This is a genomic window from Halomonas sp. NYA30, from assembly GCF_976980765.1.
The window spans coordinates 4,190,466-4,214,897 of the sequence record NZ_OZ334477.1; the positions used below are offsets into that span (position 1 = coordinate 4,190,466).

The 24,432-nt window shown below is 54.0% G+C and carries 22 protein-coding genes; 4 read left to right on the forward strand and 18 right to left on the reverse strand.

From position 1 onward, the window contains the following. Window positions 1-7 precede the first annotated feature (7 nt). The 10 genes from ACWI0H_RS19405 to catA (ACWI0H_RS19450) all read right to left on the reverse strand — a co-directional run bounded on the left by ACWI0H_RS19405 (window position 8) and on the right by catA (ACWI0H_RS19450) (window position 9,860). Window positions 8-808, reverse strand: coding sequence for a universal stress protein (locus ACWI0H_RS19405; protein WP_035581573.1), 801 nt, complete (start codon window positions 806-808; stop codon window positions 8-10). Between the two features lie 37 nt (window positions 809-845). Next, window positions 846-2,045, reverse strand: a complete 1,200-nt coding sequence (locus ACWI0H_RS19410; protein WP_485874280.1) for a benzoate/H(+) symporter BenE family transporter — start codon at window positions 2,043-2,045, stop codon at window positions 846-848. A gap of 79 nt (window positions 2,046-2,124) precedes the next feature. After that, window positions 2,125-2,856 carry an ABC transporter ATP-binding protein gene (locus tag ACWI0H_RS19415; RefSeq protein WP_035581577.1) on the reverse strand — a complete coding sequence of 244 codons (732 nt, stop codon included), beginning with the start codon at window positions 2,854-2,856 and terminating at the stop codon, window positions 2,125-2,127. Next, the gene (locus tag ACWI0H_RS19420; protein WP_035581579.1) at window positions 2,853-3,620 is read right to left on the reverse strand and encodes an ABC transporter ATP-binding protein; all 768 of its coding nucleotides are present in this window, start codon (window positions 3,618-3,620) and stop codon (window positions 2,853-2,855) included. The genes ACWI0H_RS19415 and ACWI0H_RS19420 overlap by 4 nt, the downstream gene beginning before the upstream one ends. A 3-nt stretch (window positions 3,621-3,623) precedes the next feature. Continuing rightward, window positions 3,624-4,691 (reverse strand): branched-chain amino acid ABC transporter permease, encoded by a 1,068-nt coding sequence (locus ACWI0H_RS19425; protein ID WP_035581581.1) that lies wholly within the window; start codon window positions 4,689-4,691, stop codon window positions 3,624-3,626. 12 nt (window positions 4,692-4,703) lie between these two features. Beyond that, on the reverse strand, window positions 4,704-5,564 hold the full coding sequence (locus ACWI0H_RS19430; protein ID WP_035581584.1) for a branched-chain amino acid ABC transporter permease: 861 nt from the start codon (window positions 5,562-5,564) through the stop codon (window positions 4,704-4,706). Window positions 5,565-5,629: 65 nt separating this feature from the next. After that, complete coding sequence (locus ACWI0H_RS19435; protein ID WP_035581586.1) at window positions 5,630-6,802, reverse strand: ABC transporter substrate-binding protein; 1,173 nt, start codon at window positions 6,800-6,802, stop codon at window positions 5,630-5,632. 104 nt (window positions 6,803-6,906) lie between these two features. Continuing rightward, a complete protein-coding gene (benB, locus tag ACWI0H_RS19440) occupies window positions 6,907-7,395 on the reverse strand; it encodes a benzoate 1,2-dioxygenase small subunit (RefSeq protein ID WP_035581588.1) in 489 nt (162 codons plus the stop codon). 26 nt (window positions 7,396-7,421) lie between these two features. Beyond that, complete coding sequence (locus ACWI0H_RS19445; RefSeq protein ID WP_071694742.1) at window positions 7,422-8,789, reverse strand: Rieske 2Fe-2S domain-containing protein; 1,368 nt, start codon at window positions 8,787-8,789, stop codon at window positions 7,422-7,424. A gap of 99 nt (window positions 8,790-8,888) precedes the next feature. Continuing rightward, a complete protein-coding gene (catA, locus tag ACWI0H_RS19450; RefSeq protein WP_485874281.1) occupies window positions 8,889-9,860 on the reverse strand; it encodes a catechol 1,2-dioxygenase in 972 nt (323 codons plus the stop codon). A gap of 551 nt (window positions 9,861-10,411) precedes the next feature. Between catA (ACWI0H_RS19450) and ACWI0H_RS19455 the strand changes: the two genes are divergently transcribed. The 4 genes from ACWI0H_RS19455 to ACWI0H_RS19470 all read left to right on the forward strand — a co-directional run bounded on the left by ACWI0H_RS19455 (window position 10,412) and on the right by ACWI0H_RS19470 (window position 16,285). After that, window positions 10,412-12,304, forward strand: coding sequence for a sigma-54-dependent Fis family transcriptional regulator (locus ACWI0H_RS19455; protein ID WP_485874282.1), 1,893 nt, complete (start codon window positions 10,412-10,414; stop codon window positions 12,302-12,304). 264 nt (window positions 12,305-12,568) lie between these two features. After that, window positions 12,569-13,501, forward strand: a complete 933-nt coding sequence (locus ACWI0H_RS19460; RefSeq protein WP_485874283.1) for a transporter — start codon at window positions 12,569-12,571, stop codon at window positions 13,499-13,501. A gap of 140 nt (window positions 13,502-13,641) precedes the next feature. Beyond that, window positions 13,642-15,108 carry a benzaldehyde dehydrogenase gene (locus ACWI0H_RS19465; protein ID WP_485874284.1) on the forward strand — a complete coding sequence of 489 codons (1,467 nt, stop codon included), beginning with the start codon at window positions 13,642-13,644 and terminating at the stop codon, window positions 15,106-15,108. A 52-nt stretch (window positions 15,109-15,160) separates the two neighbouring features. Then, window positions 15,161-16,285 (forward strand): NAD(P)-dependent alcohol dehydrogenase, encoded by a 1,125-nt coding sequence (locus tag ACWI0H_RS19470; protein ID WP_485874285.1) that lies wholly within the window; start codon window positions 15,161-15,163, stop codon window positions 16,283-16,285. A 204-nt stretch (window positions 16,286-16,489) separates the two neighbouring features. On the opposite strand, the gene ACWI0H_RS19475 is transcribed toward ACWI0H_RS19470, so the two are convergent. The 8 genes from ACWI0H_RS19475 to ACWI0H_RS19510 form a co-directional block, all read right to left on the reverse strand. Next, window positions 16,490-17,734: a benzoate/H(+) symporter BenE family transporter gene (locus tag ACWI0H_RS19475; protein WP_485874286.1), complete on the reverse strand. Its 1,245-nt coding sequence runs from the start codon at window positions 17,732-17,734 to the stop codon at window positions 16,490-16,492. Between the two features lie 73 nt (window positions 17,735-17,807). Then, entirely contained in the window at window positions 17,808-18,608 is an 801-nt protein-coding gene (gene benD / locus ACWI0H_RS19480; protein ID WP_485874287.1) for a benzoate diol dehydrogenase BenD, read from the reverse strand. Further along, window positions 18,605-19,630, reverse strand: a complete 1,026-nt coding sequence (gene benC, locus ACWI0H_RS19485) for a benzoate 1,2-dioxygenase electron transfer component BenC (protein WP_035581598.1) — start codon at window positions 19,628-19,630, stop codon at window positions 18,605-18,607. The genes benD and benC overlap by 4 nt, the downstream gene beginning before the upstream one ends. Window positions 19,631-19,654: 24 nt before the next feature. Continuing rightward, the gene (gene benB / locus ACWI0H_RS19490; RefSeq protein WP_035581588.1) at window positions 19,655-20,143 is read right to left on the reverse strand and encodes a benzoate 1,2-dioxygenase small subunit; all 489 of its coding nucleotides are present in this window, start codon (window positions 20,141-20,143) and stop codon (window positions 19,655-19,657) included. 26 nt (window positions 20,144-20,169) lie between these two features. Next, window positions 20,170-21,537 (reverse strand): Rieske 2Fe-2S domain-containing protein, encoded by a 1,368-nt coding sequence (locus ACWI0H_RS19495; RefSeq protein ID WP_035581590.1) that lies wholly within the window; start codon window positions 21,535-21,537, stop codon window positions 20,170-20,172. A 99-nt stretch (window positions 21,538-21,636) separates the two neighbouring features. Then, window positions 21,637-22,611: a catechol 1,2-dioxygenase gene (catA, locus tag ACWI0H_RS19500; protein ID WP_035581592.1), complete on the reverse strand. Its 975-nt coding sequence runs from the start codon at window positions 22,609-22,611 to the stop codon at window positions 21,637-21,639. A 64-nt stretch (window positions 22,612-22,675) separates the two neighbouring features. Then, window positions 22,676-22,966 (reverse strand): muconolactone Delta-isomerase, encoded by a 291-nt coding sequence (gene catC, locus ACWI0H_RS19505; RefSeq protein ID WP_035581600.1) that lies wholly within the window; start codon window positions 22,964-22,966, stop codon window positions 22,676-22,678. A 42-nt stretch (window positions 22,967-23,008) separates the two neighbouring features. Continuing rightward, a complete protein-coding gene (locus ACWI0H_RS19510; protein WP_443604706.1) occupies window positions 23,009-24,127 on the reverse strand; it encodes a muconate/chloromuconate family cycloisomerase in 1,119 nt (372 codons plus the stop codon). Between the last annotated feature and the right edge of the window lie 305 nt (window positions 24,128-24,432).

Genomic DNA, 24,432 nt, shown 5'->3' on the forward strand with positions numbered 1-24,432 from the left:
CCCTCCTTTATGGACGCAGTACGGCCACCGGACAGGATGTTTCGTGCAGCACTTCATGGCTAACGCTGCCGGCCACTACTTGCGAAAGGCCACTACGCCCATGGGTTGTCATGGCAAGCATCGTATTATGGCTACCTGCTAAGTAGCTGACGATAGAATCCGCGGGGTCGCCATGCAGTACCTCCCAATCAACCTCTAACGCTTGCTCGCTCTCGACACGGCGTGCCAAAGCGGTCAAATAAGCTGACTCCATGACATCGGTATGACCTAACGTTGTTGGTTTTCTAGCGGCAGCATCAACTACTTGCAGCAGCTGTAACCGAGCCCCCAACCGCTTCACTAAGGCAGAAGCATAGGGCAAAATTTGCTCGGATAACTTTGAGCCATCAACACAAACGGCTAATACTTCAACGCGGTGGTGAGCACGGCTGTCATAGCGTGGGCCACACAGGTAAACCGGGCGATGGGCTCGACGTACAACACCGGCGGTTACACTGCCTATTAGCATTTCGGGCACCGGGCGGCGCCCATGCGCCATCATGCATAGCCCGGTATCTTCACGGCTGGCAAGCTCACCGAGGTACTCCTTAGCGCTATCATGGGAAACGACATCAATGTGTACTGTTTCGAAATGATGCGTCGATAGGCGCTCCTGCAGTTTAACCCGCCTGGAGGCTATCTCATCCTGCGCAGGCACCACTGAGATAGCGCTTACATCCATGCCTAGTTGGTTTGCAAACTTTTGGCCAAATTCCAGTGCTGGCAAAGAGCCTTCACTGTCATCAATTGCCACAACGATCTTTTCCATGGTTACACTCCAACTACCGCTTAAGTAGTGTCTACTGTTATTGGGTTTTATGGTTAAGCGAGTTAAAACGTCGATGCAGCAGGTTGTAGGCAAGCGCCCCAACAACGACTCCCCAAAAGGCAGAGCCTAGCCCTAAAAAGCTAATGCCAGATGCCGTGGCAATGAAGGTAATGACAGAGGCTTCCAAGTGACTCTTTTCGGCAGCAAACGCGCTGATATTACTACTGATGGCGCCAATCAGCGCAAGGCCCGCCAGTACGGCCACAAACTCTCCCGGCAATGAGGTAAATAGCGCCACAATAGTGCCAGCAAAGATGCCACCAATTAGATAGAAAACGCCGTTTGCCACCCCTGCAACATAGCGCTTATCAGGGTCTTCGTGCGCTTCCTTGCTGGTGCAGATGGCTGCCGTAATCGCAGCGATAACCGTCGTAATACCGCCGAAAAAAGCGGTAAAGAATGACGTTAAACTGGCCACAATTACGATTGGTTTGGCCGGGGTGGAGTAACCTGAGGTACGCAAAATGGCCATACCGGGCAAGAATTGCCCCGTCAGACTGACCAAAACCAGCGGAATAGCCAGGCTCAAGGTAGCATTCCACGTCCACTCGGGGCGGATAAACTGTGGATCCGCAAACTGAACGGAAACACCTTCCAGGCTTGCGCCTTCTAACAAAACTGCCAAAGTAACCCCGGCAATTAAAAGCAGCACTAAGCTGTAGCGCGGCGTAAGTCGCTTAAATAGTAAATAAGCGATAATCATACCAATCGCCAACGCCGGTACGCTTTCCAATGAGACGAAAACGCCTACACCAAATTGGAACAGGATGCCTGCCATCATCGCGCTGGCGATACCAGGGGGGATCATCCGAATAATTCGGTCAAAAGAGCCAGTAACACCGATCACGAAAATGATCATTGCTGCCGTCAAGTAAGCACCTATCGCTTCATTAAGTGACAACCCTGGGAAAAGAGTCACTAATAACGCAGTCCCAGGCGCCGACCAAGCGGTCACCACCGGGACTTTTAACCACAGGCTTAAAAAGGTACCCGAGACTGCTGCGCCGATAGAGATTGCCCAGACCCAAGACGTCATCATGGCGCTGGATATTTCGGCGCTCTGGGCTGCCTGAAAAAAGATCGCCAAGGGGCCAGAGTAAGAGACCAGCACTGCCACAAAGCCAGCAGCGATTGCAGGAATCGACAGGTCTTTTAGCAATTGCTTGTGAAATTGCATGCAACACATTTCCCTGTATCAATGAATTTAACGCGATGCCAACATCAATTCCGGCAAGCATCCGCTTGCCGGAGCCATGTCAGGCGACCCCGAGATGGGTTTCAAGGATTGAAGGATTGTCTTTTAGCCCCTGAGAATCACCGCTATAGACCACTTCCCCCTTGACCAGCAGCAGATGTTTTTCTGCTATTTTAAGAAGGTTATCGATATTTTTATCGACGATAATGGTCGAAATGCCGGTCGCCTTGATCTCTCGTATGATCTTCCAGATTTCATCTCGGATCAGCGGCGCGAGTCCTTCGGTCGCCTCATCAAGGATCATCAGGTCAGGATTTGTTGTCAGCGCGCGACCAATAGAGAGCATCTGCTGCTCGCCGCCCGAAAGAAAAGAGCCATCGTGGTTAATACGTTGACCCAAGCGTGGAAACGTATCCAGGACTCGCTCCAGCGTCCAAGGGGACTCTCCGCGCTCATTAGGGCGTGCGGCCATAATTAAATGCTCACGCACACTGATGCCTGGAAAAATGCCGCGCCCCTCTGGCACGTAGCCGATCCCTTGGCGAATGAGTTGCCAAGGACGTCGCTTGGTAGCCGAGACGCCCTTAATAAACACCTCGCCACGCCGCGGTGGGACAAAGCCCAGTATCGACTTCAACGTAGTAGTCTTGCCCATCCCGTTCCGGCCCAGAAGACTCAGTGTCTCGCCGGGCATCAGGGTCAAATCCACCCCGTGCAAAATATGGCTCTCACCGTAGTAAGTATGCAGCCCCCGGGCATCAATCAATGGTGTACTTGTTTGCTCTGCGCTCATGCGGTTGCCCCCTCATCATGACGCCCCAGATAGACATCGCGTACCTTTTCGCTAGTGCGTATCTGTTCTGTCGGACCACTCTCCAACACACAACCATCGACCATGACGGTAATGCGATCGGCCAAGCGGAAGACCGAATCCATATCGTGTTCAATCAGCACCAAGGTATAACGATCCGTTAAACTGGCGAGCAGCTCCGTGACCTGAGCGGTCTCTTCACGCCCCATCCCCGCCATTGGCTCATCCAGCAGCATCAGCGACGGCGCTGTCGCTAGCACCATCGCGATCTGCAACTGACGCTGTTCGCCATAGCTCATATCGGATGCTGTCGTATGAGCGCGATGATTCAATTGGCAGGTATCTAGCACCTCTTGAGCACGCTCGCTCACCTTTTGTGCTGTTTGACGCGAACGCCAGCTACCAAACACACCGCCCATATGAATACGCGCCGCCAGCTCGCAGTTCTGTAGGCAACTAAGGCGTGGGAAGATATTGGTCTTCTGGTGGCTGCGGCCAATCCCCATACGTGCGATCTGGCGCGCGCTTTTACCCTGAATCGGTTGTTGGCGGTAAAGCACTTGCCCTTCAGATGGCGGGATCTCGCCAGAAAGCAAATTAATCAACGTGCTTTTACCCGCTCCATTAGGGCCCAAGATAGCGTGTATCTCATTGGCCTTAACGTCAAAATCAACATCGTTAACCGCTACTAAACCACCAAAGCGCCGGGTCAAACCATGTGTAGCTAAGATAATCTCGTCGCGCATGGCTTAGTTCTCCTTACGCTGTGTAGCAGGTGGAGTGGAGGCAGTTACCGGTGCATTCTCTTTCTCGGACACGGCTTCCGAGTCTGTTTGACGCTTGCGGCGCCAGGGCGGCGCGATAATCAAGCCGGCAATGCCTCGTGGCAGCACGAGTACGGCGGCGATAATGGTCAGCCCCATCAGGATTGGCCAGTGAGTAGTGGCGTGCTCATAGAGGTAGAGCAGAATCTCGTAGGCGAAGGCGCCTAAAATGGGTCCAAAAATGGTACCCATGCCGCCTAAAATCAGCATCATTAGCACTTCGCCAGAGGTGTGCCAGCCAAGCTGAGCCGGATTAGCGAAGCCGTACTGCATCGCCGCCAACATGCCAGCAATCGCCGCCATTACCCCTGCAATAACAAAGGCAACCAGTTTGTAGCCACTGGTGGCATAGCCTAACGCCTGCATGCGGTGCTCGTTGTCATGAATACCGTCGAGCACTTGTCCGAAATAAGAGCGGGTCAGCCAGCGTAAAAAGAAATACCCGACCAGCAGCATTCCCAAGCAGAAGTAAAAGAAGCTATAAGGGTTATCAAGATCCACCAGTGTGGTATCGCCTATCGCCAAGCTGGGCCGGAACATAATAAAAACGCCGTCTGTTCCTCCGGCGAATTGGGATGTGCTAATGAAGTAATAAAGCATCTGACCGAATGCCAAGGTCGTCATAATAAAGAAAATGCCTTTCGTCCGAATTACTAATATACCTATTACTAACCCGATACAGGCAGAGACGCCCATGACCAGCGGCAGCATCCACCACATTGATGCGGGACTAAAGTCAGGACTGGCTAATGCAAGCGTGTAAGCCCCCAGGCCGAAGAACAGGGCGTGCCCCAGGCTGACTAAACCTACGACGCCGACCAGCAGATCCAAACTCATGGCAAACAACGCTAGGATCAACATTAATGTCAGTTTCTCTAACATAAAGTTGGCCTGGCTACCGAATACGGCTTCTCCCCATAAAGGAAAAGCTGCCACCAACGCCGTTAATACCAGCATGATGAACGCAACGCGCTTGGGGTATCTATGCAACATTTCTTATTCTCCTCACGCGAACAGGCCGCGCGGTTTTACTAGCAATACCGCCGCCATAATCATGTAGATCACCATACTGGCGAGACTGGGTATGAGCACCGCACCAAAGGTGGTGGCCATGCCGATAATAATGGCCCCCCAAAATGCGCCTTTAATCGAACCAATACCGCCGATGACAACGACTACGAAACACGTAATAAGAATGCTATCGCCCATACCGGGCGCGATGGAGGTGAGTGGCGCAGCGATCATGCCAGCAAAAGCGGTTAGCGCAACGCCAACGCTGAAGATAAGCGTAAACAGAGTACGCACATTGATCCCCAAGCCTTCCACCATGTCGCGATTAACCGCACCAGCACGAATGATGATGCCTAGCCGCGTATGACGAATCACCCAATAAATCACACCCGCCAATGCTAAGCAGACCCCCATCACAAAGAGGCGGTACACCGAGTACTGCAGGTTGTCAGTCAGTTGAATACTGGCATCAAAGGGCGCGGGTATCGCAACACGGTGCACATCACCGCCCCAAATAATCCGCTGCGCTTCGTTGAGCACTAAAATTAGGCCAAAGGTCAGCAACACTTGGTAGAGGTGATCACGCTTATAAAGCGTATCGAGAAATAAGCGCTCAATGATGAGGCCCAGGACAATAGCAATGGGGATAGCCGCCAGCATGGCCAGCCAGAAATTGCCCAGCCGCAGGGTAAGGTCGTAAATCAGATAGGCACCAATCATATACATGGCGCCGTGGGCCAGATTGATGATCCCCATAATACCGAAAATTAACGTCAAGCCGCTGGCGATCAAAAAAAGCAGCAATCCGTACTGCAGTCCATTAAGGAGCTGTACGCTAAAGAATGCGAGATCCATAAGATCCCTCCGAGAATCAATGTGAGGGGCGAGTATCACTCGCCCCAGGGTGATTAAAGATGCCGTTACATCTGGCAAGCTTCATCGGGAACTTCAAAATTCTCGGAAGCGATACTAACGACTTCGTGCTTGCCGTCTCGAATCTCGCGCAGATACACATTTTGGATGGGGTGGTGGGAGTCAGAGAAGCTCAAAGGCCCGCGTGGACTCGCCAACTGGACGTTGGCCAGGACATCAATCAAACGCTCTTGATCTGATGTATCACCACCGAGCACATTGAGTGCCTGTACTAGCATCATGCCCGTGTCGTAGCCCTGTACCGCGTAGGTATCAGGTATTTCACCGTAGGCATTTTCATAAGCTGAAACGAAGGATTGGTTAGCATCATTTTCGAGGGTTTCCGCGTAATGAAGCGTGGTCATTACACCTTCGCCTGCATCACCTAGAGCCGTTAAATTACCCTCAGTTAGGAAACCTGAACCTAGCAGCGGTATGCTCTCTTTCAGGCCTGCTGCCGCATAATCCCGAACAAAGCTGACACCGCCACCGCCCGCGAAGAAGGTATAGACAGCGTCAGGCTCAAGGCTGGCAATTTGTGTCAGATAGCTCTGAAATTCAGTACTAGGGAACGGCACTAAAATTTGCTCGATGATTTCACCACCTTCAGCAGTAAAAGCCTCTTCAAAACCAGTAAGGTCCTCTTTGCCACCTGCATAATCCCAGGTAATGGTGACAACTTTACGATGCCCTTGATCGTAGGCCACTTTGCCCATCGGGTAGCTGTCTTGCCACATGCTAAACGAAGTACGGAAGACGTTTGGCATGCAAAGTTCATTAGTGGCGGCCCCCAACCCTGCGTTCGGAATGATGGTGATGGCACCGGTCTGCTTGGCGACCCGCAGCATCCCCATAGCTACGCCGGAGTGTACCGGGCCGATCACAAAGTCAACGTCGTTCCCATTGACGAGGCGGCTCATGTTCTGAGGCGCTTTGGAAGGGTCAGCTTCTGAATCAAGCTCGACATACTCCACATCACGGCCACCCAACTGACCGCCCTCTTGTTCAATGGCCAGCTTTAATCCGTTCGTAATGGCTTCCCCAAGGGCTGTATAAGTACCTGAATAAGGAAGCATTAAGCCGAGCTTCACCGGGTCTTCGTTAGCAGCGACGTTCATAGCTGAGAACATCGCGGTAGCGCTTAGCAGAGTGGCGAGGGAGGTCTTTTTAAATGTTTTCATTATATTTTCACCAGGGTTAAGTTGTTTTTAAATTTTCATTTTCAACTTGCTATCGCTTCACGCGATAGCAAGACAAGCGACATCCCTGTCTTCATCAGCACCGATTACACGTGGTAAACATCAATGACCTGATGGATATAGTCGTTATTCAACTGCACGACTTTTCTTGTGATCAGTGGGCTCTCCCCCGACACGTCCAGGGTGTAGAAGCACGTGCCGAAAAAGCTGTCGGTTTTCTTGTAGCGGTGGTTGAGCGTGTGCCAGTTGAACCGCAGGGTGACCGTGTCGCCCTCGTGCGACAGGATTTCCAGATTGGTCACCTGATGCGTGGTGCGCGGTTCCGGCGTACTCGCCCCACTGCGCTCGGTCTTGATCCGGTAGACCCGGTCTTCCAGCCCTTCGCGGTTGGGGTAGTAGATCAACGAGATCTCACTGTGCGGGTCGCGGGTGAGCTGGTCGTCGTCGTCCCAGGCGGGCATCCAGAACTCGGCGTCCTTGCGGTAAAGCGTGAGCCACTCGTCCCACTCTCGGTCGTCCAGCAGGCGGCCTTCGCGGTATAAAAAGGCTTGGATGTCGTGATAGCTAATGCTCATGTCACTTCTCTCCTCTTTTCAGGCGCTTAGGCGGACGCGGTGGCGATAAACTGGCTGCGCTCTTTGTCGATAGCGCGCAGCATTTCGTCGACCCAGTGCTTGTGGTGCAGCACGTAGAGTCCTTCGTCTTCCGGTGAGGCTCCGCTGAGCAGGGGCTTCATGTCGATCGCCTGGGCTGTTTCATCGGCGCCTTCGATCCACTGTTGGGCCCCGCGGGAGAGGTCGTTCCATTCGGCCAATGCACCGTTATAGCCTTCTTGGCAGGCGCGGAACTCTTCAAGATCGTCGGGCGTGCCCATGCCGGAGACGTTGAAGAAGTCTTCGTACTGGCGGATGCGCACACGCCGGTCTTCGGCGGCTTCGCCTTTGGGGGCGAAGCAGTAAATCGTGACTTCGGTTTTGTCCACGGCGATCGGACGAATCACGCGGATTTGGGTGGAGAACTGATCCATCAAGTAGACGTTGGGATAAAGACAGAGGTTGCGCGTCTGGTTGACGATGGAGTCAGCGCGGGCGTCACCCAGCTGTTCTTGGATCCAGTCCTTATGCTGATAGACCGGACGCACTTCCGGGTTAAGCAGCCGGGTCCACAGCATCATGTGGCCGTTTTCATAGGAGTAGAAGCCGCCTTTGCTTTTCGACCAACCGTCGGCGTCGACGGCCTTGGTGCCGCCGGAATCGTAATTACGGCGTTCCATGGTGGAGGCGTAGTTCCAGTGCACGGAGCTAACGTGATAGCCATCAGCGCCGTTTTCGGCCTGCAGCTTCCAGTTGCCGGTGTAGGTGTAGGACGAGGTACCGCGCAGGATTTCCAGGCCTTCGGGGGCTTGGTCGACGATGTTGTCGATAACCTTGGTGGTTTCGCCCAGGTGCTGTTCGAGCGGTTGAACATCATCGCTTAGGCTGCCGAACAGGAAGCCTTTGTAGTTTTCAAAACGCGGCAGGCGCTTGAGGTTGTGGGAGCCATCCTGTTTGAATTGGTCAGGGTAGGCGCCGTTCTTCTCATTTTTGGCTTTGAGCAATTGGCCGTCGTTTTTGAACGTCCAGCCGTGGAACGGGCAGGTGAAGGTGCCCTTGTTGCCGCGCTTACGGCGGCATAACGTGGCGCCACGGTGGGCGCAGGCGTTAATCAGGCCATGCAGTTCGCCCTGCTTGTCGCGGGTGATAATCACCGGCTGGCGACCCATGGTAACGGTCATGTAGTCACCCGGCTCACTGATCTGGCTCTCGTGGGCCAGGAACAGCCAGTTGCCTTCGAAGATGTGCTTGAGCTCAAGCTCAAAGAAGGCGGGGTCGGTGAACATGCTGCGGTGGCAGCGGAAGATGCCCTGGGCGGGGTCGTCTTGAACGGCGCCGCGCACGCGGGCTTCGAGCTGATCAAGCTGTGTGGTCATGATCTCTCTCCTCAAATACTTAGGCATAACCTGGGGTGTTAGGCGCTAACGCATCGGACGGTGGACGTCAGCCAGTCGTTAGCGCGAGGTTATGGGGCTTTAAACCTTGGCGGTTCCAGCGAGCTGGCTGGCTAGGTCCTGTTCGTCTTCTTTGGCCCGCGGGCGGGCGTGACGGACTTGCAGCTCGGCGGCGTCGGTGTGTGCCAGTTCCACGTCGAACACCACGTGGGAGAACGGGCCGTCCAGGTCGCGCTTGGCGATTTCGGCGGGGTCTTCAATCCGCTCGGCGGGCACGACCAGTTCTTCGCGGGTGGCAAAGGCGAAGTCGTCATAGGTGTAGGGGTCGCCTGCCAAGTTGATCTGGGTGGTCAGGTGCTGGTGGCCCGGGGCGGAGACGAAGTAGTGAATATGCGCCGGACGCTCGCCGTGACGGCCCAGGGATTTGAGCACCACATCGGTGGGGGCGCCTTCGGGCACGCCGTAGCCGGAGGGGATAATGCTGCGCGCGGTGTAGCGGCCGTCGCTGTCGGTATAAATCGTGCGGCGCAGGTTGTATTCGGATTGCGAGGGGTCAAAGAAGGAGTAGCCCCCTTTGGAGTTAGCGTGCCAGATCTCGACCTTGGCGCCGGGGATCGGGGTGCCGTTCACGTCGCGCACCTGGCCGGTCAGCCACATGGTCTCGCCGTCGGTCGCTTCGTCGTCCAGGCGAGCAAAGCCTTCCGCCTCGGGGGCGCCGGCCACATAGAGTGGGCCTTCAATGGTGCGCGGCGTGCCGCCGGTGCGCTTGGCTTCGGCGTCGATAGCGTCCTGGCGCATATCGAGAAAGTGGTCAAAGCCGAGACCAGGCGACAGCAGCCCGAACTGGGTCTGGCTGCCCAAGGCGTTGAGCAGGTTGACACCGGCCCAGTACTCTTCTTCAGTGACGTCGAAGTCGTCGATCAGGTTGAACAGATCACCGACCAGGCGATGAACAATTTGCTTGGCGCGGTCATTGCCACCGGCTTGGTCAAAGCCAGCAACAGTTTTGATGAAGTCTTGGACTTCGGGGGTATCGAATATCTTCACGGTCATGGTGAAACCCTATCGTTGGTTTATTATCGTTGTCTTGGTGCCCGGCGATAGCGTCAGTATGTTCAAGGTGATATTGGAATGAGTCTATCTAGGGCCTAAAGACGACGGTTATTGTTGTGCTCGGCCTTAATATCGGCTAGTTCATGGCTACCCGACCAATATCGTTTGAGTTCCATTCCATACTTCATAGGTATCTCGATGCGGCACCCTCACCTACAAGCATCAATGCTTTCTAATGCTTTGTTAAAAAATAACCAATTGTTTTATATGTAAAAAATAAATAAAAACATGGAAGTATTCTTACTGCTCTGCGAAAGGGATACTCGGCTTATTTACTTTTTTGGTTATGTAGGGTTTAGTTAACCCTGTACAGGGCATTTCACACCTAAGAGGGCATCCAACAGATTTTTGAATTACGACAAAAGAATAACAAGCCAATGCAAGGCAAGCCCCAATGACCAGTTTAATATTTTCTTATGTAATAGATCCTTGGCAACGCATCCGAATTTGAAGCCTACATAGAACAATATTGCAGTGAAGAGGGATAAGAAATGAATACACAACTGACGCCCTTACAAAGGCTGAGTGAGGCTAGAAAGGCTTTCTTCCAAGATGGGAATATTCCTAATGGAATAATAGACGAAGCTATCCTGAACTCATGGAAACGCTGTATCGCCGAGCACAAGAGTGTGACTGAGCGGGTCATATACGAAACGGTACCGTGCAGTAGATTTAACGAAATTAAACAAAAAAATCAAAACCTTACTAATGCAGCTACTATCCCCATTGAACAGCTTCATCGCACCATTAGTGGTGCGGGCTACGCACTGCTACTCACTGACCACCAAGGCCATGCTCTATGCACCTATCAATCTAACGCTCACTCCGGCAGGGTTCTCAAGCAGGCCTTCCGTCCTGGGGTCAATCTCTCGGAGCAATACATTGGGACATCGGCGATGAGCTGCGCGCTTACGGCTGGCCGACCTGTTGCTGTTTCAGGACCGGAGCACTACTACACCACTAATCAATCGCTGAATTGTGCAGCCGCTCCCATCATCGCCCCCTACGGTCAAGTGATTGGTTCGATTGATATCACTCGGGAGCACAGCTTGGCCCCAGGCAGTGCACTTTCACTCGTCACCCAGTGCGCGCGGGCGATCGAACATCGCTTGATCATGCAGCTAGGGCCCTACTTGATCCTGCAACTAAGCTGGCAGCAAGTACCCACAACTAATGATATGTTGATCGCCCTCGGCCCCGAGGGCGAAATCCTGGGTATGACGCCGAAGGTGCGCGAAGTGATCGGCCTCACCGCTAGCCATGGCCCGAAAAACTTCCAGGAACTATTTGATCTTCGCTTTGGCGAACTGGTCGATGCCGCCAGGGGTCAGCGCCCCCCATTGGTAGGCCGGACATCTTCCGGACTTTCCTTCGTACTAAATCCAACGGTGCAGCATCAGACAAGCCTGATTGAGGGAACGGCTACCTGCAAAGATAACAAGCGTCATTTGTCAGCGGTTGAATCGGTACCCGACTTTGGCGACGCGACTCTTAACAAACAGATTCCACTTGCCCTGAGAGCTGTTAACAAGCGTCTTCCCGTATTGATTCTGGGAGAAACCGGTGTAGGCAAGGAAGTCATGGCCAAGACTCTTCACGAACAGAGTGACAACAAAACAGGAGAGTTCATCGCTATTAACTGCGCCGCTATTCCTGAGACATTGATTGAAAGCGAGCTTTTTGGATATACCGAGGGGGCCTACACAGGCGCTCGCCGTGGCGGCGCGCCGGGTAAGATCGAGCAGGCCAACGGCGGCACCTTATTTCTCGATGAAATTGGGGATATGCCCCTTACTCTTCAATCCAGGCTGCTGAGAGTGCTGGAAACAAACGAAGTGAGCCGCCTGGGGGCGGGTAAGACGAAAAGCGTAAACTTCCGGTTAATCTGTGCAACTCACCATGATCTGGCATCAGCCGTAGCTCAAGGTGCTTTCCGTGATGATCTGCTTTACCGCATACAAGGGATGCCGCTAAGAATCCCACCTTTAAGAGAGCGCTCGCGGTTACAGGCATTTTTAGTAGAGCAGTGTTCACAAGTCACCCAGGGTACGCGTCAGCTATCATTTGATGCCCTCAAACGACTGGAGAACTACCCCTGGCCAGGAAATGTACGCGAACTGCGCCATGCCCTAAAACACGCTGATGTAATGGCTGATGATAGCGATCACCTGATCGATCTTTGCCACCTACCCACAGAGATCGTTGACAGCCCACCTCAACATTCAAGGAAGCGCTACTCATCAACACTAAAGGCCCAAGAGCAACATATGATTGAGGCAGCGTTAGAAAAGACCGATGGCAATGTCAGCAAAGCTGCCAAACATCTAGGGATAGGCCGCGCCACGCTTTATCGCAAAATCAAGGAAATCCAGAGCATAAAATAGCCGTCCAAGCTGGGCCTCATGGCATAAGAGCAACAGAAGAGCGACGCATACACCCTAAGCTAAAGCTGTATCAAAATGAGAATGTTAAGACATTGCTCTCACTTTGAGACGCCTACGCACTATATCAAGGCCCTGAAGGAACGCTTGGGGATCATAAAAATCAACAACTTAAAATAAATATTCACGACCGTCTCAGTTGGCATGCTTCTCGCTACAGATTGCAGGCACCTTACAAGATCAATAAGCATGATGGAGATACATAACATGCGGACGTATAGCCTGCCCATGCACTGCAGCCCACTGAGCAAAAAGATTCGACATGTTCTCGCGATGGCTGGAGCATTAACGCTTAGCACCACCGCCACTTTAACCGCCAATGCCGCCGAAATTGCCACAGACCCGGGTGACTACGTACCACTACCAGAAGGCAGTACGCTAGGGCTGCTTTATTTACAGCATGCTAGCCGGGATTCAGTTTACGCGAACGGTGATTTGCTTCGCGATGATACGGGGCTCGATACCCGTATCGGTTTAGCCCGATTTATTCACTATCTGAATATCGGTGGGTATACCGTCAATCCCCAGATAATACTGCCTTTCGGTAGGGTTGAATTGAAAGCACCTTTCGGCCCTCTGGAGCCGACCTCCTCTAGTGGCATGGGCGATCCCATGATCGGCGCCACTACGTGGTTAGTGAACAACCCGGATCAACAAAAGTGGTTTGGTCTCTCCGCCTTTGCCTCAATGCCTGCGGGAAAGTACGACGCCTCTAATGGCCCCATTAATGTCGGTGAAAATCGCTGGAAAGGCATTTTCCAAGCAGGTTACGTCACCGGTCTTGGTGACGATTTTATGCTGGATATCATCGCCGAATACGCGACTTACGGCGATAACGATGACTTTATAGGTACGCGTCGTGAGCAAAATGATAGCCAAAGCCTACAGACACATTTCAAGTACTTACTCAGCCCTCAAAGCCACCTTGCCCTCTCCTACTATCACTCCTTCGGCGGCGAAACGACCGTTGGTGGTGTTCGGCAAGACGACGCACTTGATAACAGTCGTTGGCAGGCAACGTTCGCGACCTTTGTTCAACCCACTCTTCAACTCCAGATGCAGTACGGCCAGGACATTGATGTTGAAAATGGCTTCAAGGAAGAGCACCGCATTAACCTTCGAGCAGCCAAAGTATTCTGAATTAATTTCTAGCAACGCCAATACAATGGCATATGCCCTGGGCCTTGTTGCCACAAGCTTTTCTAAACACCGGGAAATTAAGGGAATGGCGTAGTACCGATATTGAAGCACGCGTGAGTCAATTGAAAAGGAGAAACATCATGTCCGATGCACGATTACTGACACCTTCCATATGGCACAAGCAAGTATTTACAGGCCAGTGGGTAGCAGGTTCCGGCGACATATTGAAGGTCAAAGCACCTGCCAGTGACGCAACACTTGGCCATATCGGCAGCGCTGCTAGCGAGCAGGTAGATGCCGTCGCCGAAAAAAGCTACGAAGCCGCCATAGCTTGGGGCAACACCCCGTACGATGAGCGTGCGGCAATCATGCGCCAAGCCGCCCGTACCGCCGAGGAGCACCAAGATGAATTGATCCATTGGCTTGTAGACGAGAGCGGTTCAACGCCTGCCAAGGCCGCGTTTGAAGTGGCGATATCAATAAAAGTACTACACGAAGCCGCCTCGTTACCTTCACGTGCGGCGGGAGAGCTGATGCCCTCAACGCCTGGCCGTCTCAATATCGCACGCCGTCGTCCTTTGGGTGTTGTCGGCGTCATATCACCTTTCAACTTTCCCCTGTACCTAGCTATACGCGCGGTCGCCCCTGCGCTGGCATTGGGTAATGCCGTCATACTCAAACCCGACCCACGCACCAGTGTATGTGGCGGTGTCAGTATGGCGCGCCTATTTGAACTGGCAGGCTTACCTGAAGGTGTGCTTGCGATGCTTCCAGGTGGCGGGGCAACAGGTGCGGCGCTTGTCGAGAACAGTAACGTTGCCATGATTCAGTTTACGGGCTCAACAGCCGCAGGGCGAAAAATTGGCGAAACCGCGGGCCGTTTGCTTAAGAAAGTATCGCTGGAGCTAGGCGGCAAAAACTCGCTGATCATACTTGATGATGCCGACCTAGATTTGGCCATTAGTAATGCCACTTGGGGGGCCTATCTGCATCAGGGTCAAATCTGCATGTCGAGCGGCCGCATTCTGGTTCAGCGGGACATCTATGATCGTTTCCTCGAACGCCTGACAGAGAAAGCACGCAGCTTAAGCGTTGGTGACCCGCGAAGTGGAGAATTCGCTCTCGGCCCATTGATTGACAAGGGCCAACTGGATCACGCATGTGACCTGCTGTCTCGCGCAAAAGCGTCCGGGGGCAACGTACTCGTGGGTGGTGAAACCGACGGGCTTTTCTTTAAGCCGGCGGTCGTCAGCGATGTCACCACCGATAACCCTATTTTTCACGAGGAGGCGTTTGCCCCTATTGCCGTGGTTATCCCTTTCGACACAGACGCAGAGGCAGTAGCACTTGCCAATAATACAGAGTATGGGCTATCGGCCGGGGTGATTTCGCGCGATGTGGGCCGTGCTTTACGCTTAGGCGAGCAGCTAAGAACAGGGTTGTTGCACATTAATGATCAAACAGTGAATGACGAAGTCATCAACCCCTTCGGCGGGGTTGGCGCCTCAGGCAATGGAACCAGCGTGGGGGGGAGCAGCAATATAGATGAATTCACGCAGTGGCAGTGGCTAACGCTCAAGGGGGAGGCGCCCGCCTACCCTCTTTAAATGCTGCCTTTAGCCAGAAATTTCTTATTACAACGCAATACCGAGGTGAACCATGACAAACAATACACACACAGACATCACAGTTGCAGTCACCCGAGAGAAAGGAGCTGACTTTACAATAGAAAAAGCAAGCATTCGCCCACCCCAGGGAGACGAAGTGCTGGTCAGGGTGGTGGCGACCGGTATGTGCCATACAGACCTGATCGTACGTGATCAGTATTATCCGGTGCCATTACCTGCCGTATTGGGGCATGAGGGCGCAGGTGTTGTGGAAGCCGTAGGCCCTGGAGTTACCTCACTTGAAATTGGCGACCACGTCGTCCTGAGTTATGCATACTGCGGTGCTTGCAACCCTTGTGATGCCGGACATGCATCGTACTGTAAAGACTTTTTTGGACGCAATTTCAGCGGTGGTGACCCCGACGGCTTCCAAGCCATTCGTGATGGTAACAACCAGCCTCTGCACGATCATTTTTTTGGCCAGTCCTCCTTCGCTACCTACTCCCTGAGCCGGGAAAACAATGCAGTCAAAGTGCCAAAAGACGCGCCTCTTGAATTACTTGGCCCCCTAGGTTGCGGCATACAGACAGGCGCCGGTGCCGTTATCAATGCTCTCAAAGTCACGCCTGGAAGCCGTTTTGCCGCCTTTGGTGCAGGGGCCGTGGGGCTTGCGTCCATCATGGCAGCAAAAATTGCAGGTGCCACTACCATTATTGCCATTGACATCATCCCTTCACGCCTGGAGCTAGCCAAAGAGCTGGGGGCGACACATACCATCAACTCCAAAGAGGAGTCAGTAGTAGAACGTATTCAGCAAATAAGCGGAGGCGGTGTTGATTTCGCGTTGGAGTCGACAGGCCGTCCCGAGGTGCTTCGTCAAGGGGTAGATGCCCTTGGCGGTCTAGGCATGCTAGGGGTGGTGGGGGCTCCTGCTTTGGGCACCGAGGCCGCTTTTGATGTGAACGATCTCCTTATAGGAGGAAAAAGTATTCGCGGTATCGTCGAAGGAGACAGCGTGGCAAGACAGTTTATTCCTCAGTTGGTAGAACTTTACCAACAGGGTCGCTTCCCCTTCGATAAGCTGGTGAAGTACTACTCCTTTGAGGACATCAACCAAGCAGCCGCCGATAGTGCTGAAGGAGTGACGCTTAAGCCTATTATCCGGATGAATGGCTGAGCGTATAGCGTCCATTAATGCTGGCTAGCTTATAGTGGACGCGGCATCAGCGCACCGCCTTAAGTGCATTGAAAACAAGCTTTTGCCGGTGGAAGTTCTCCATCGGCATTTTTATCCAATGCTGTTGATAAAAAATGCCCGAGCAGCGATAGCAGACACGGGCAAAGGAGGATGCGGTTATCGAGTGACAGAGGTAACAAAAGGTCAACCGCTTTTGGTGACCACCTCACGGGTGAAAATAAACTCGAAGTCCTTGGTTTCGAAGATTGCTGAAACGACCACGCCCAATACCAACGCCCAAAACGTGGCGCCGATGCCGAGAATCTGAATTCCCGACGCGGCAATTAGAAAGGCAAACAGTGCACCTATTTCATGCTTCTTGCCTGAAAAGGCGATAGCCATCGAGGAGGTGATGACCCGCATCAGTGCCAGCCCAGCGATAATGACAATAAAGTAGCGCGGCGTAGCCTCCAGTAGGCTGACCACATAGCCGTAGAAAGGCGCGGCAACCACAAAGATAGCCCCCGCAATCACCGCTGCTACCCAACGCTTGTCATGAGTCCCCGCCTCTGGCGAAGCACACACGCCGGTCATCGGTGCCGCGATGCAAGTACTGTGCAAATTGAAGAATGACGACACCATGGTGCCTAAGCCACCCACTGCGGTAATCGCGTTAGCCGGCGCATCCTTGTAGCCCATCCCTTTCACCAAACCAACACCTGCTGGTGTTTCCATGCCGACCAGAATAATAGCGAGTGGCAGACCGTAAGTCAGAAAAGCTCCAAGAGTAAACTCAGGCATGATGAACTCAGGGAAACGAATGGTTGCTTCTATACCGGACAGATCCACGCCAGTCGCTATCAGGTACAGAATTCCTGCCAGCATGGCCACAATCAAGGGCGGAATCTTGCGAAAGAGGCGTGCAGAAATAAAGAAAGCCAGGATCATGATAGAGGCTGGCACAACAGCACTCTCCAGTGGCTTTACCATGTTGAGGCCGAAACTCAGCAGCATACCGCCCACCATGCCCATCACTATCGGCATCGGTATCAACCGCATAACAATACCCATTACGCCGGTTAAACCAGCAACCAATGTGATTGCTCCCGCAATCAGGCTAGCGCCTAATGCAGCTTCCAGCCCCACCACCGGAATGACGGCCGCAAACATCAGTGCACCTGGGATGGAGTTGGCCATAGGCAGTGGTAATCGGTAATACGCCGGCATGAATAGACCAAACAAGCCATTGATCATCAAATAGCTTATTACCCAAATCATGATGAAGGAGGAGTCGAGGCCCGCAGACGTGCCCGCACTGATGTGCACGACCCCTACGCTGAGCCCTAAGATTCCCGCCACTAGCCCGGTACTGGCGTTGTCGGCATTGAGGTCACGCAGGAAATCGCGAGGCGCATACCTTAGGCTGACGCCTTTCTCAATATGTTTCACGGTTTGCTCCAGGGGATTATTGTGCTTAGAGTTATAATTAAAGCTTATTTAGAATTATTTGTTTTTATGACTGTTAGCCGAGGTCGCCGCCCGCTACGGGCAGTACACTACCGGTGATATAACTGGCCTCATCAGAAGCAAGGAATAAGATAGGCGCGACCATTTCATCTAGCGTGCCGTAGCGGCTCATCAAGCAGCTCTGCTTGGTCTGATCGATATGCGCTTGAAACCACGCTTTCTCCGTCTCGTTACTAGGCGTCGGCGTTCCACGTGAAATTCGCCTGGGCGGTGCTTCGGTGCCACCGGGTGCCGTTGCAACGACACGGATACCATGCTCGGCATATTCAAACGCCAGTGACGCGGTTAGCGCATTAATACCGCCCTTCGCTGCCGAGTAGGGGATCCGGTGAATACCCCGCGTTGCCGCTGAAGATACATTGACGATGACGCCGTTACCCTGCTCGACCATTGTTGGGAGCGCCGCACGGCAGCACCAAAGCGTAGGCATTAGAGAACGATTGATCTCTGCCGCAATTTGCGCTTCAGTAAACTCTGTAAACGGCTTGAAGTTAATCGCGCCGCCTACGTTGTTAACCAAGATATCGATACGGCCAAATTGTTTGAGCGTCGCCTGCATGACTTGCTCGGCGCCTTCCCATGTTTCTAGGTCAGCTTGTACCGCAATCACTTCGCAGCCCTGCTTGCTTAGCCCAGCAACGCTCTCGTGGATATCATCAGCGCGATCTACCAATACCAAGCGCGCGCCTTCAGCGGCGGCGCGCTCAGCAACCCGCTGCCCAATTCCTTGAGCAGCACCCGTGACCACCATTACTCGATCTTGAAAACGTGGGCCGTCAAAACGATGATTGCTCATGCGCTCTCTCCCACTTGATTAGGTGTGAACTTCTCATAGTGGAAGCTCTGAGGCTCGATTCCTTCAGCGTCGAAGTACTTCAGCACAGCATCTACCATCGGGGGCGGGCCACACAGGTAAACGTCCACATCGCCGTCATGCATTACCTCGGCGTCCATGTGGTGCGTCACGTAACCTTTACGCGCATGCTCGCTAGCCTCGTCGACCACCACGGTGGCGTAGGTAAAGCTAGGAATTTTTTCTACGAAGGCATCTAGCGCATCCGTTTTGACCAGATGGTCATCTTTATTGACGCCGTAAATCATATGAATCGGTGTATCACAGCCCTTTTCGACCAATTGCGCTAACATGGAAAGGAACGGAGCCAGACCCGTGCCGCCAGCAAGCATGAGCACCGGACGCTTCACTTCTCGCAGGTAGAAGCTGCCCAGCGGGCCGGTCAGCGTAAGCTTTTCGCCCACTGTCGCGCGCTCGGTTAAATAGCCGCTCATTACCCCATTGGGGATGTTGCGAATTAAGAAGGTGGCACGCTTGTCCCCCGGCAAGGAGCTGAAAGAGTAGGAGCGGTGCACCTCAGTACCGGGCACATCAATATGAATATACTGCCCCGGCAAAAAGGCGAGCCCCTCGGCATCATCCAAATCAACGGCTAGTTCAATACTATCTTCGGAAAGTTGCTCAACCGCTGCTACCATGCCCTCAACCTTGCCCACCTGTGTTTTACACAGCGTGGATGCCACTGGCACTTGAATAACGCAGTCCGAAGAAGGCACCATTTGGCACGTGAGTACCTGGCCTTCAGCGGCTTCCTCATCGGAAAGCGCATCTTCCAGATACTCGTCCCCCATGTCGAATTCGCCTTGTTCGCAGTGGCCTTTGCAGGTACCACATACGCCGTCAGAGCAGTCCATCGGCAGGTTAACTTTTTGTCGGTAAGCGGCGTCGAGAACGGTTTCCCCCTCTTTACAGCCGATGAACCGGGTCACGCCGTCCTCAAAGTTGAGGGCAATGGTATAACTCATGGTTAGCTCTCCTCTCTCCTCAGGTCACACGTGATACACGTCAATAACCTGATGGATATAGTCGTTATTCAACTGCACGACTTTTCTTGTGATCAGTGGGCTCTCCCCCGACACGTCCAGGGTGTAGAAGCACGTGCCGAAAAAGCTGTCGGTTTTCTTGTAGCGGTGGTTGAGCGTGTGCCAGTTGAACCGCAGGGTGACCGTGTCGCCCTCGTGCGACAGGATTTCCAGATTGGTCACCTGATGCGTGGTGCGCGGTTCCGGCGTACTCGCCCCACTGCGCTCGGTCTTGATCCGGTAGACCCGGTCTTCCAGCCCTTCGCGGTTGGGGTAGTAGATCAACGAGATCTCACTGTGCGGGTCGCGGGTGAGCTGGTCGTCGTCGTCCCAGGCGGGCATCCAGAACTCGGCGTCCTTGCGGTAAAGCGTGAGCCACTCGTCCCACTCTCGGTCGTCCAGCAGGCGGCCTTCGCGGTATAAAAAGGCTTGGATGTCGTGATAGCTAATGCTCATGTCACTTCTCTCCTCTTTTCAGGCGCTTAGGCGGACGCGGTGGCGATAAACTGGCTGCGCTCTTTGTCGATAGCGCGCAGCATTTCGTCGACCCAGTGCTTGTGGTGCAGCACGTAGAGCCCTTCGTCTTCCGGTGAGGCTCCGCTGAGCAGGGGCTTCATGTCGATCGCCTGGGCTGTTTCATCGGCGCCTTCGATCCACTGTTGGGCCCCGCGGGAGAGGTCGTTCCATTCGGCCAATGCACCGTTATAGCCTTCTTGGCAGGCGCGGAACTCTTCAAGATCGTCGGGCGTGCCCATGCCGGAGACGTTGAAGAAGTCTTCGTACTGGCGGATGCGCACACGCCGGTCTTCGGCGGCTTCGCCTTTGGGGGCGAAGCAGTAAATCGTGACTTCGGTTTTGTCCACGGCGACCGGACGGATCACGCGGATTTGCGTGGAGAACTGGTCCATCAGGTAGACGTTGGGGTAGAGGCAGAGGTTGCGCGTCTGGTTGACGATGGAGTCGGCACGGGCGTCGCCTAGCTGCTCCTGGATCCAGTCCTTATGTTGGTAGACCGGGCGCACTTCTGGGTTGAGCAGCCGGGTCCACAGCATCATGTGGCCGTTTTCGTAGGAGTAGAAGCCGCCTTTGCTTTTGGACCAGCCGTCGGCGTCCACCGCTTTGGTACCGCCCGCATCGTAGTTGCGACGCTCCATGGTGGAGGCGTAGTTCCAGTGTACGGAGCTGACGTGGTAGCCGTCGGCGCCATTTTCGGCCTGGAGCTTCCAGTTGCCGGTGTAGGTGTAGGACGAGGTGCCGCGCAGGATTTCCAAGCCTTCGGGGGCTTGGTCGACGATGTTGTCGATGACCTTGGTGGTTTCGCCCAGGTGCTGCTCAAGCGGTTGTACATCATCGCTCAGGCTGCCGAACAGGAAGCCTTTGTAGTTCTCGAAACGCGGCAGGCGTTTGAGGTTGTGGGAGCCATCCTGCTTGAACTGGTCAGGGTAGGCGCCGTTCTTCTCATTTTTGGCCTTGAGCAATTGGCCGTCGTTTTTGAACGTCCAGCCGTGGAACGGGCAGGTGAAGGTGCCCTTATTGCCGCGCTTACGGCGGCATAACGTGGCGCCACGGTGGGCGCAGGCGTTAATCAGGCCGTGCAGTTCGCCCTGCTTATCGCGGGTAATGATCACCGGCTGGCGGCCCATGGTGACGGTCATGTAGTCACCCGGCTCACTGATCTGGCTCTCGTGGGCCAGGAACAGCCAGTTGCCTTCGAAGATGTGCTTCATCTCCAGTTCGAAGAAGGCGGGGTCGGTGAACATGCTGCGGTGGCAGCGGAAGATGCCCTTGTCAGGGTCGTCCTGGACGGCGCCGCGCACGCGGGCTTCGAGCTGATCAAGCTGTGTGGTCATGATCTCTCTCCTCAAATACTTAGGCATAACCTGGGGTGTTAGGCGCTAACGCATCGGACGGTGGACGTCAGCCAGTCGTTAGCGCGAGGTTATGGGGCTTTAAACCTTGGCGGTTCCAGCGAGCTGGCTGGCTAGGTCCTGTTCGTCTTCTTTGGCCCGTGGGCGGGCGTGACGCACCTGCAGCTCCGGCGCCTCGGCGGGGGCCAGTGCCACATCGAACACCACGTGGGAGAACGGGCCGTCCAGATCACGCTTGGCGATCTCGGCCGGGTCTTCGATCCGCTCGGCGGGGACGACCAGCTCTTCGCGGGTGGCAAAGGCAAAGTCATCAAAGGTATAGGGGTCGCCCGCCAAGTTGATCTGGGTGGTCAGGTGTTGATGGCCGGGGGCAGAGACAAAGTAGTGAATATGCGCCGGGCGTTCGCCGTGTCGACCCAGGGATTTGAGCACCACATCGGTCGGTGCGCCTTCAGGCACCCCGTAGCCGGAGGGAATGATGCTGCGCGCGGTGTAACGACCGTCGCTGTCCGCATAGATCGTGCGGCGCATGTTGTACTCGTCCTGGGAGGGATCAAAGAACGAGTAGCCACCCTTGGAGTTGCAGTGCCAGATCTCGACCTTGGCACCGGCAATCGGCGTGCCGTCGACATCGCGCACCTGACCGGTCAGCCACATCACCTCGGCATCGGGATCACTGCCGTCATCCATGCGGGCGAAGCCTTCGGCTTCCGGGGCACCGGCCACGTAGAGCGGGCCTTCGATGGTGCGTGGGGTGCCGCCGGTGCGCTTGGCTTCGGCATCGATAGCGTCCTGGCGCATATCGAGGAAGTGGTCGAAGCCGAGACCGGGTGAGAGCAACCCGAACTGGGTCTGGCTACCCAGGGCATTGAGCAGGTTGACGCCCGCCCAGTACTCTTCCTCGGTGACATCGAAGTCGTCGATCAGCTTGAACAGGTCGCCGACCAGGCGATGGACAATTTGCTTGGCGCGGTCATTGCCGCCTGACTGGTCAAAGCCGGCAACGGTTTTGACAAAGTCTTGCACTTCGGGGGTGTCGAATATCTTCACGGTCATGGTGTAAACCTCTATTTTTATAGGCTATTTTTTTATAAAAAGAACTGGCGTGTTCTGTTAGCAATTAGCTGTCGTCGTCACGAACCGAAGAAGGGTGGCGACAGAGTGGCTTGACGCTAATGTCCATATAAGGGAAGAGTGGCAGGTTACTAACGAGTTCCTGCAGCTCGGCATTGTCTTCCACATCAAAAATACTGACGTTCGAGTAGCTGCCCGCTACCCGCCACAAGTGGCGCCATTTGCCCTGGCGCTGCAGGTCTTGGGAATACGCCTTTTCAGTCGCCTTAATCTTCGCCGCTTGCTCTGCGGGCATATCGGTTGGCAACTTAACGGTCATCTCTACTTGAAACAGCATACGTCTCTCCTCTTGGATCGCGGGCGAACGCAAACGATGGCTTTATTTACGCGAGTAATGCGCCAACTTATCTTCATCTAAAGTGATGCCCAGCCCTGCCCCTTGCGGTAACTCCACCCCAAACTCAGTGTAGTTGAGGGGCTCAACGACGATGTCGTCTTTCAGCAGCAGCGGGCCAAACATTTCCGTGCCCCAGGCCATTTCCGGCAACGTCGCCCAGGCGTGTAAAGAGGCAGCGGTGCCAATGGTGCCCTCTAGCAGTGTGCCGCCATATAGGCCAACCCCCGCCGCTTGCGCGACATGCGCCAGTTCCAGCACGCCGTAGATACCGCCGGATTTGGCAATCTTCAGCGCAAAAGCACCACTAAATCCGCTACAGACAAGATCTAGTCCATCGCGGGCATCCTGTACGGCCTCGTCAGCCAGCATTGGGACGTTGAAACGGTTAGCCAAGCGAACTAAACCAGCATGTTCGCGGGCAGGAATGGGCTGCTCGATTAACTCAATACCGGCATCTTGCAGTGCCTGAATACCCCGCACCGCCGTGGATTCATCCCAAGCTTGATTAACATCTACACGCACACTGGCACGGTCACCCAGTGCTTCTTTAATTGCCGCCACATGACGTACGTCCTGATCAAGCGGATTGGCGCCAATTTTAAGTTTGAAGTCGCAATGGCGACGCTGTTCTAAACGCAGCAACGCCTCATCAATATCCTTGGCGGTGTCACCGCTGGCCAGCGTCCATAGCACGGGCAAGTGCTCTTGCTGTGCGCCACCGAGAAGGTCAGCGATACTCAAGCCCAAGCGCTTGCCCTGGGCATCTAATAACGCGGTTTCTAGCGCTGACTTGGCGATCATATTGCCGCGAGCGTGGCGGTTAAGCCGGGCGCGTAGCTGATGAACATTGTGAGAGGGCTGACCAATCAGCAGTGGTGCAAGATAGGTATCTATATTGCGCTTAATACTCTCCGGACTTTCCGGGCCATAAGCTAGGCCACCAATGGTGGTGCCTTCGCCGAGCCCTTCTATACCGTCAGAGTGGCGCATGCGCACAATGACCATGGTTTGGCAGGCCATAGTGGTCATGGAAAGTTTGTGAGGGCGGATGGTCGGCAAATCGACCAGTAGTGTATCAATATGTTGAATGACGGTTGACATGGCAGCTCCGGCGTCTGGCAATCGTTGACTTGAAGTCAGTTTGATTGCGCTAGTAAGACGGAACCAATATTGTTTAGGTGCTTGGCCATACCGAGGAGGTATTACCAGCACGTAGTGAACCCTGTGTGCTACTGCACTCATTGCCTATTGCTAACGTACCTTTACTGCTGAGACATATAAAAATGCACTTGGCGCACTTAAAACCTATTAATATATCTTTTAAATCATTAGATTACGCAACACCACACCCATAAAGCCGCACTCTCATTCCTACGACAGTTAGTTAAACCACGTTTGCGACAAAA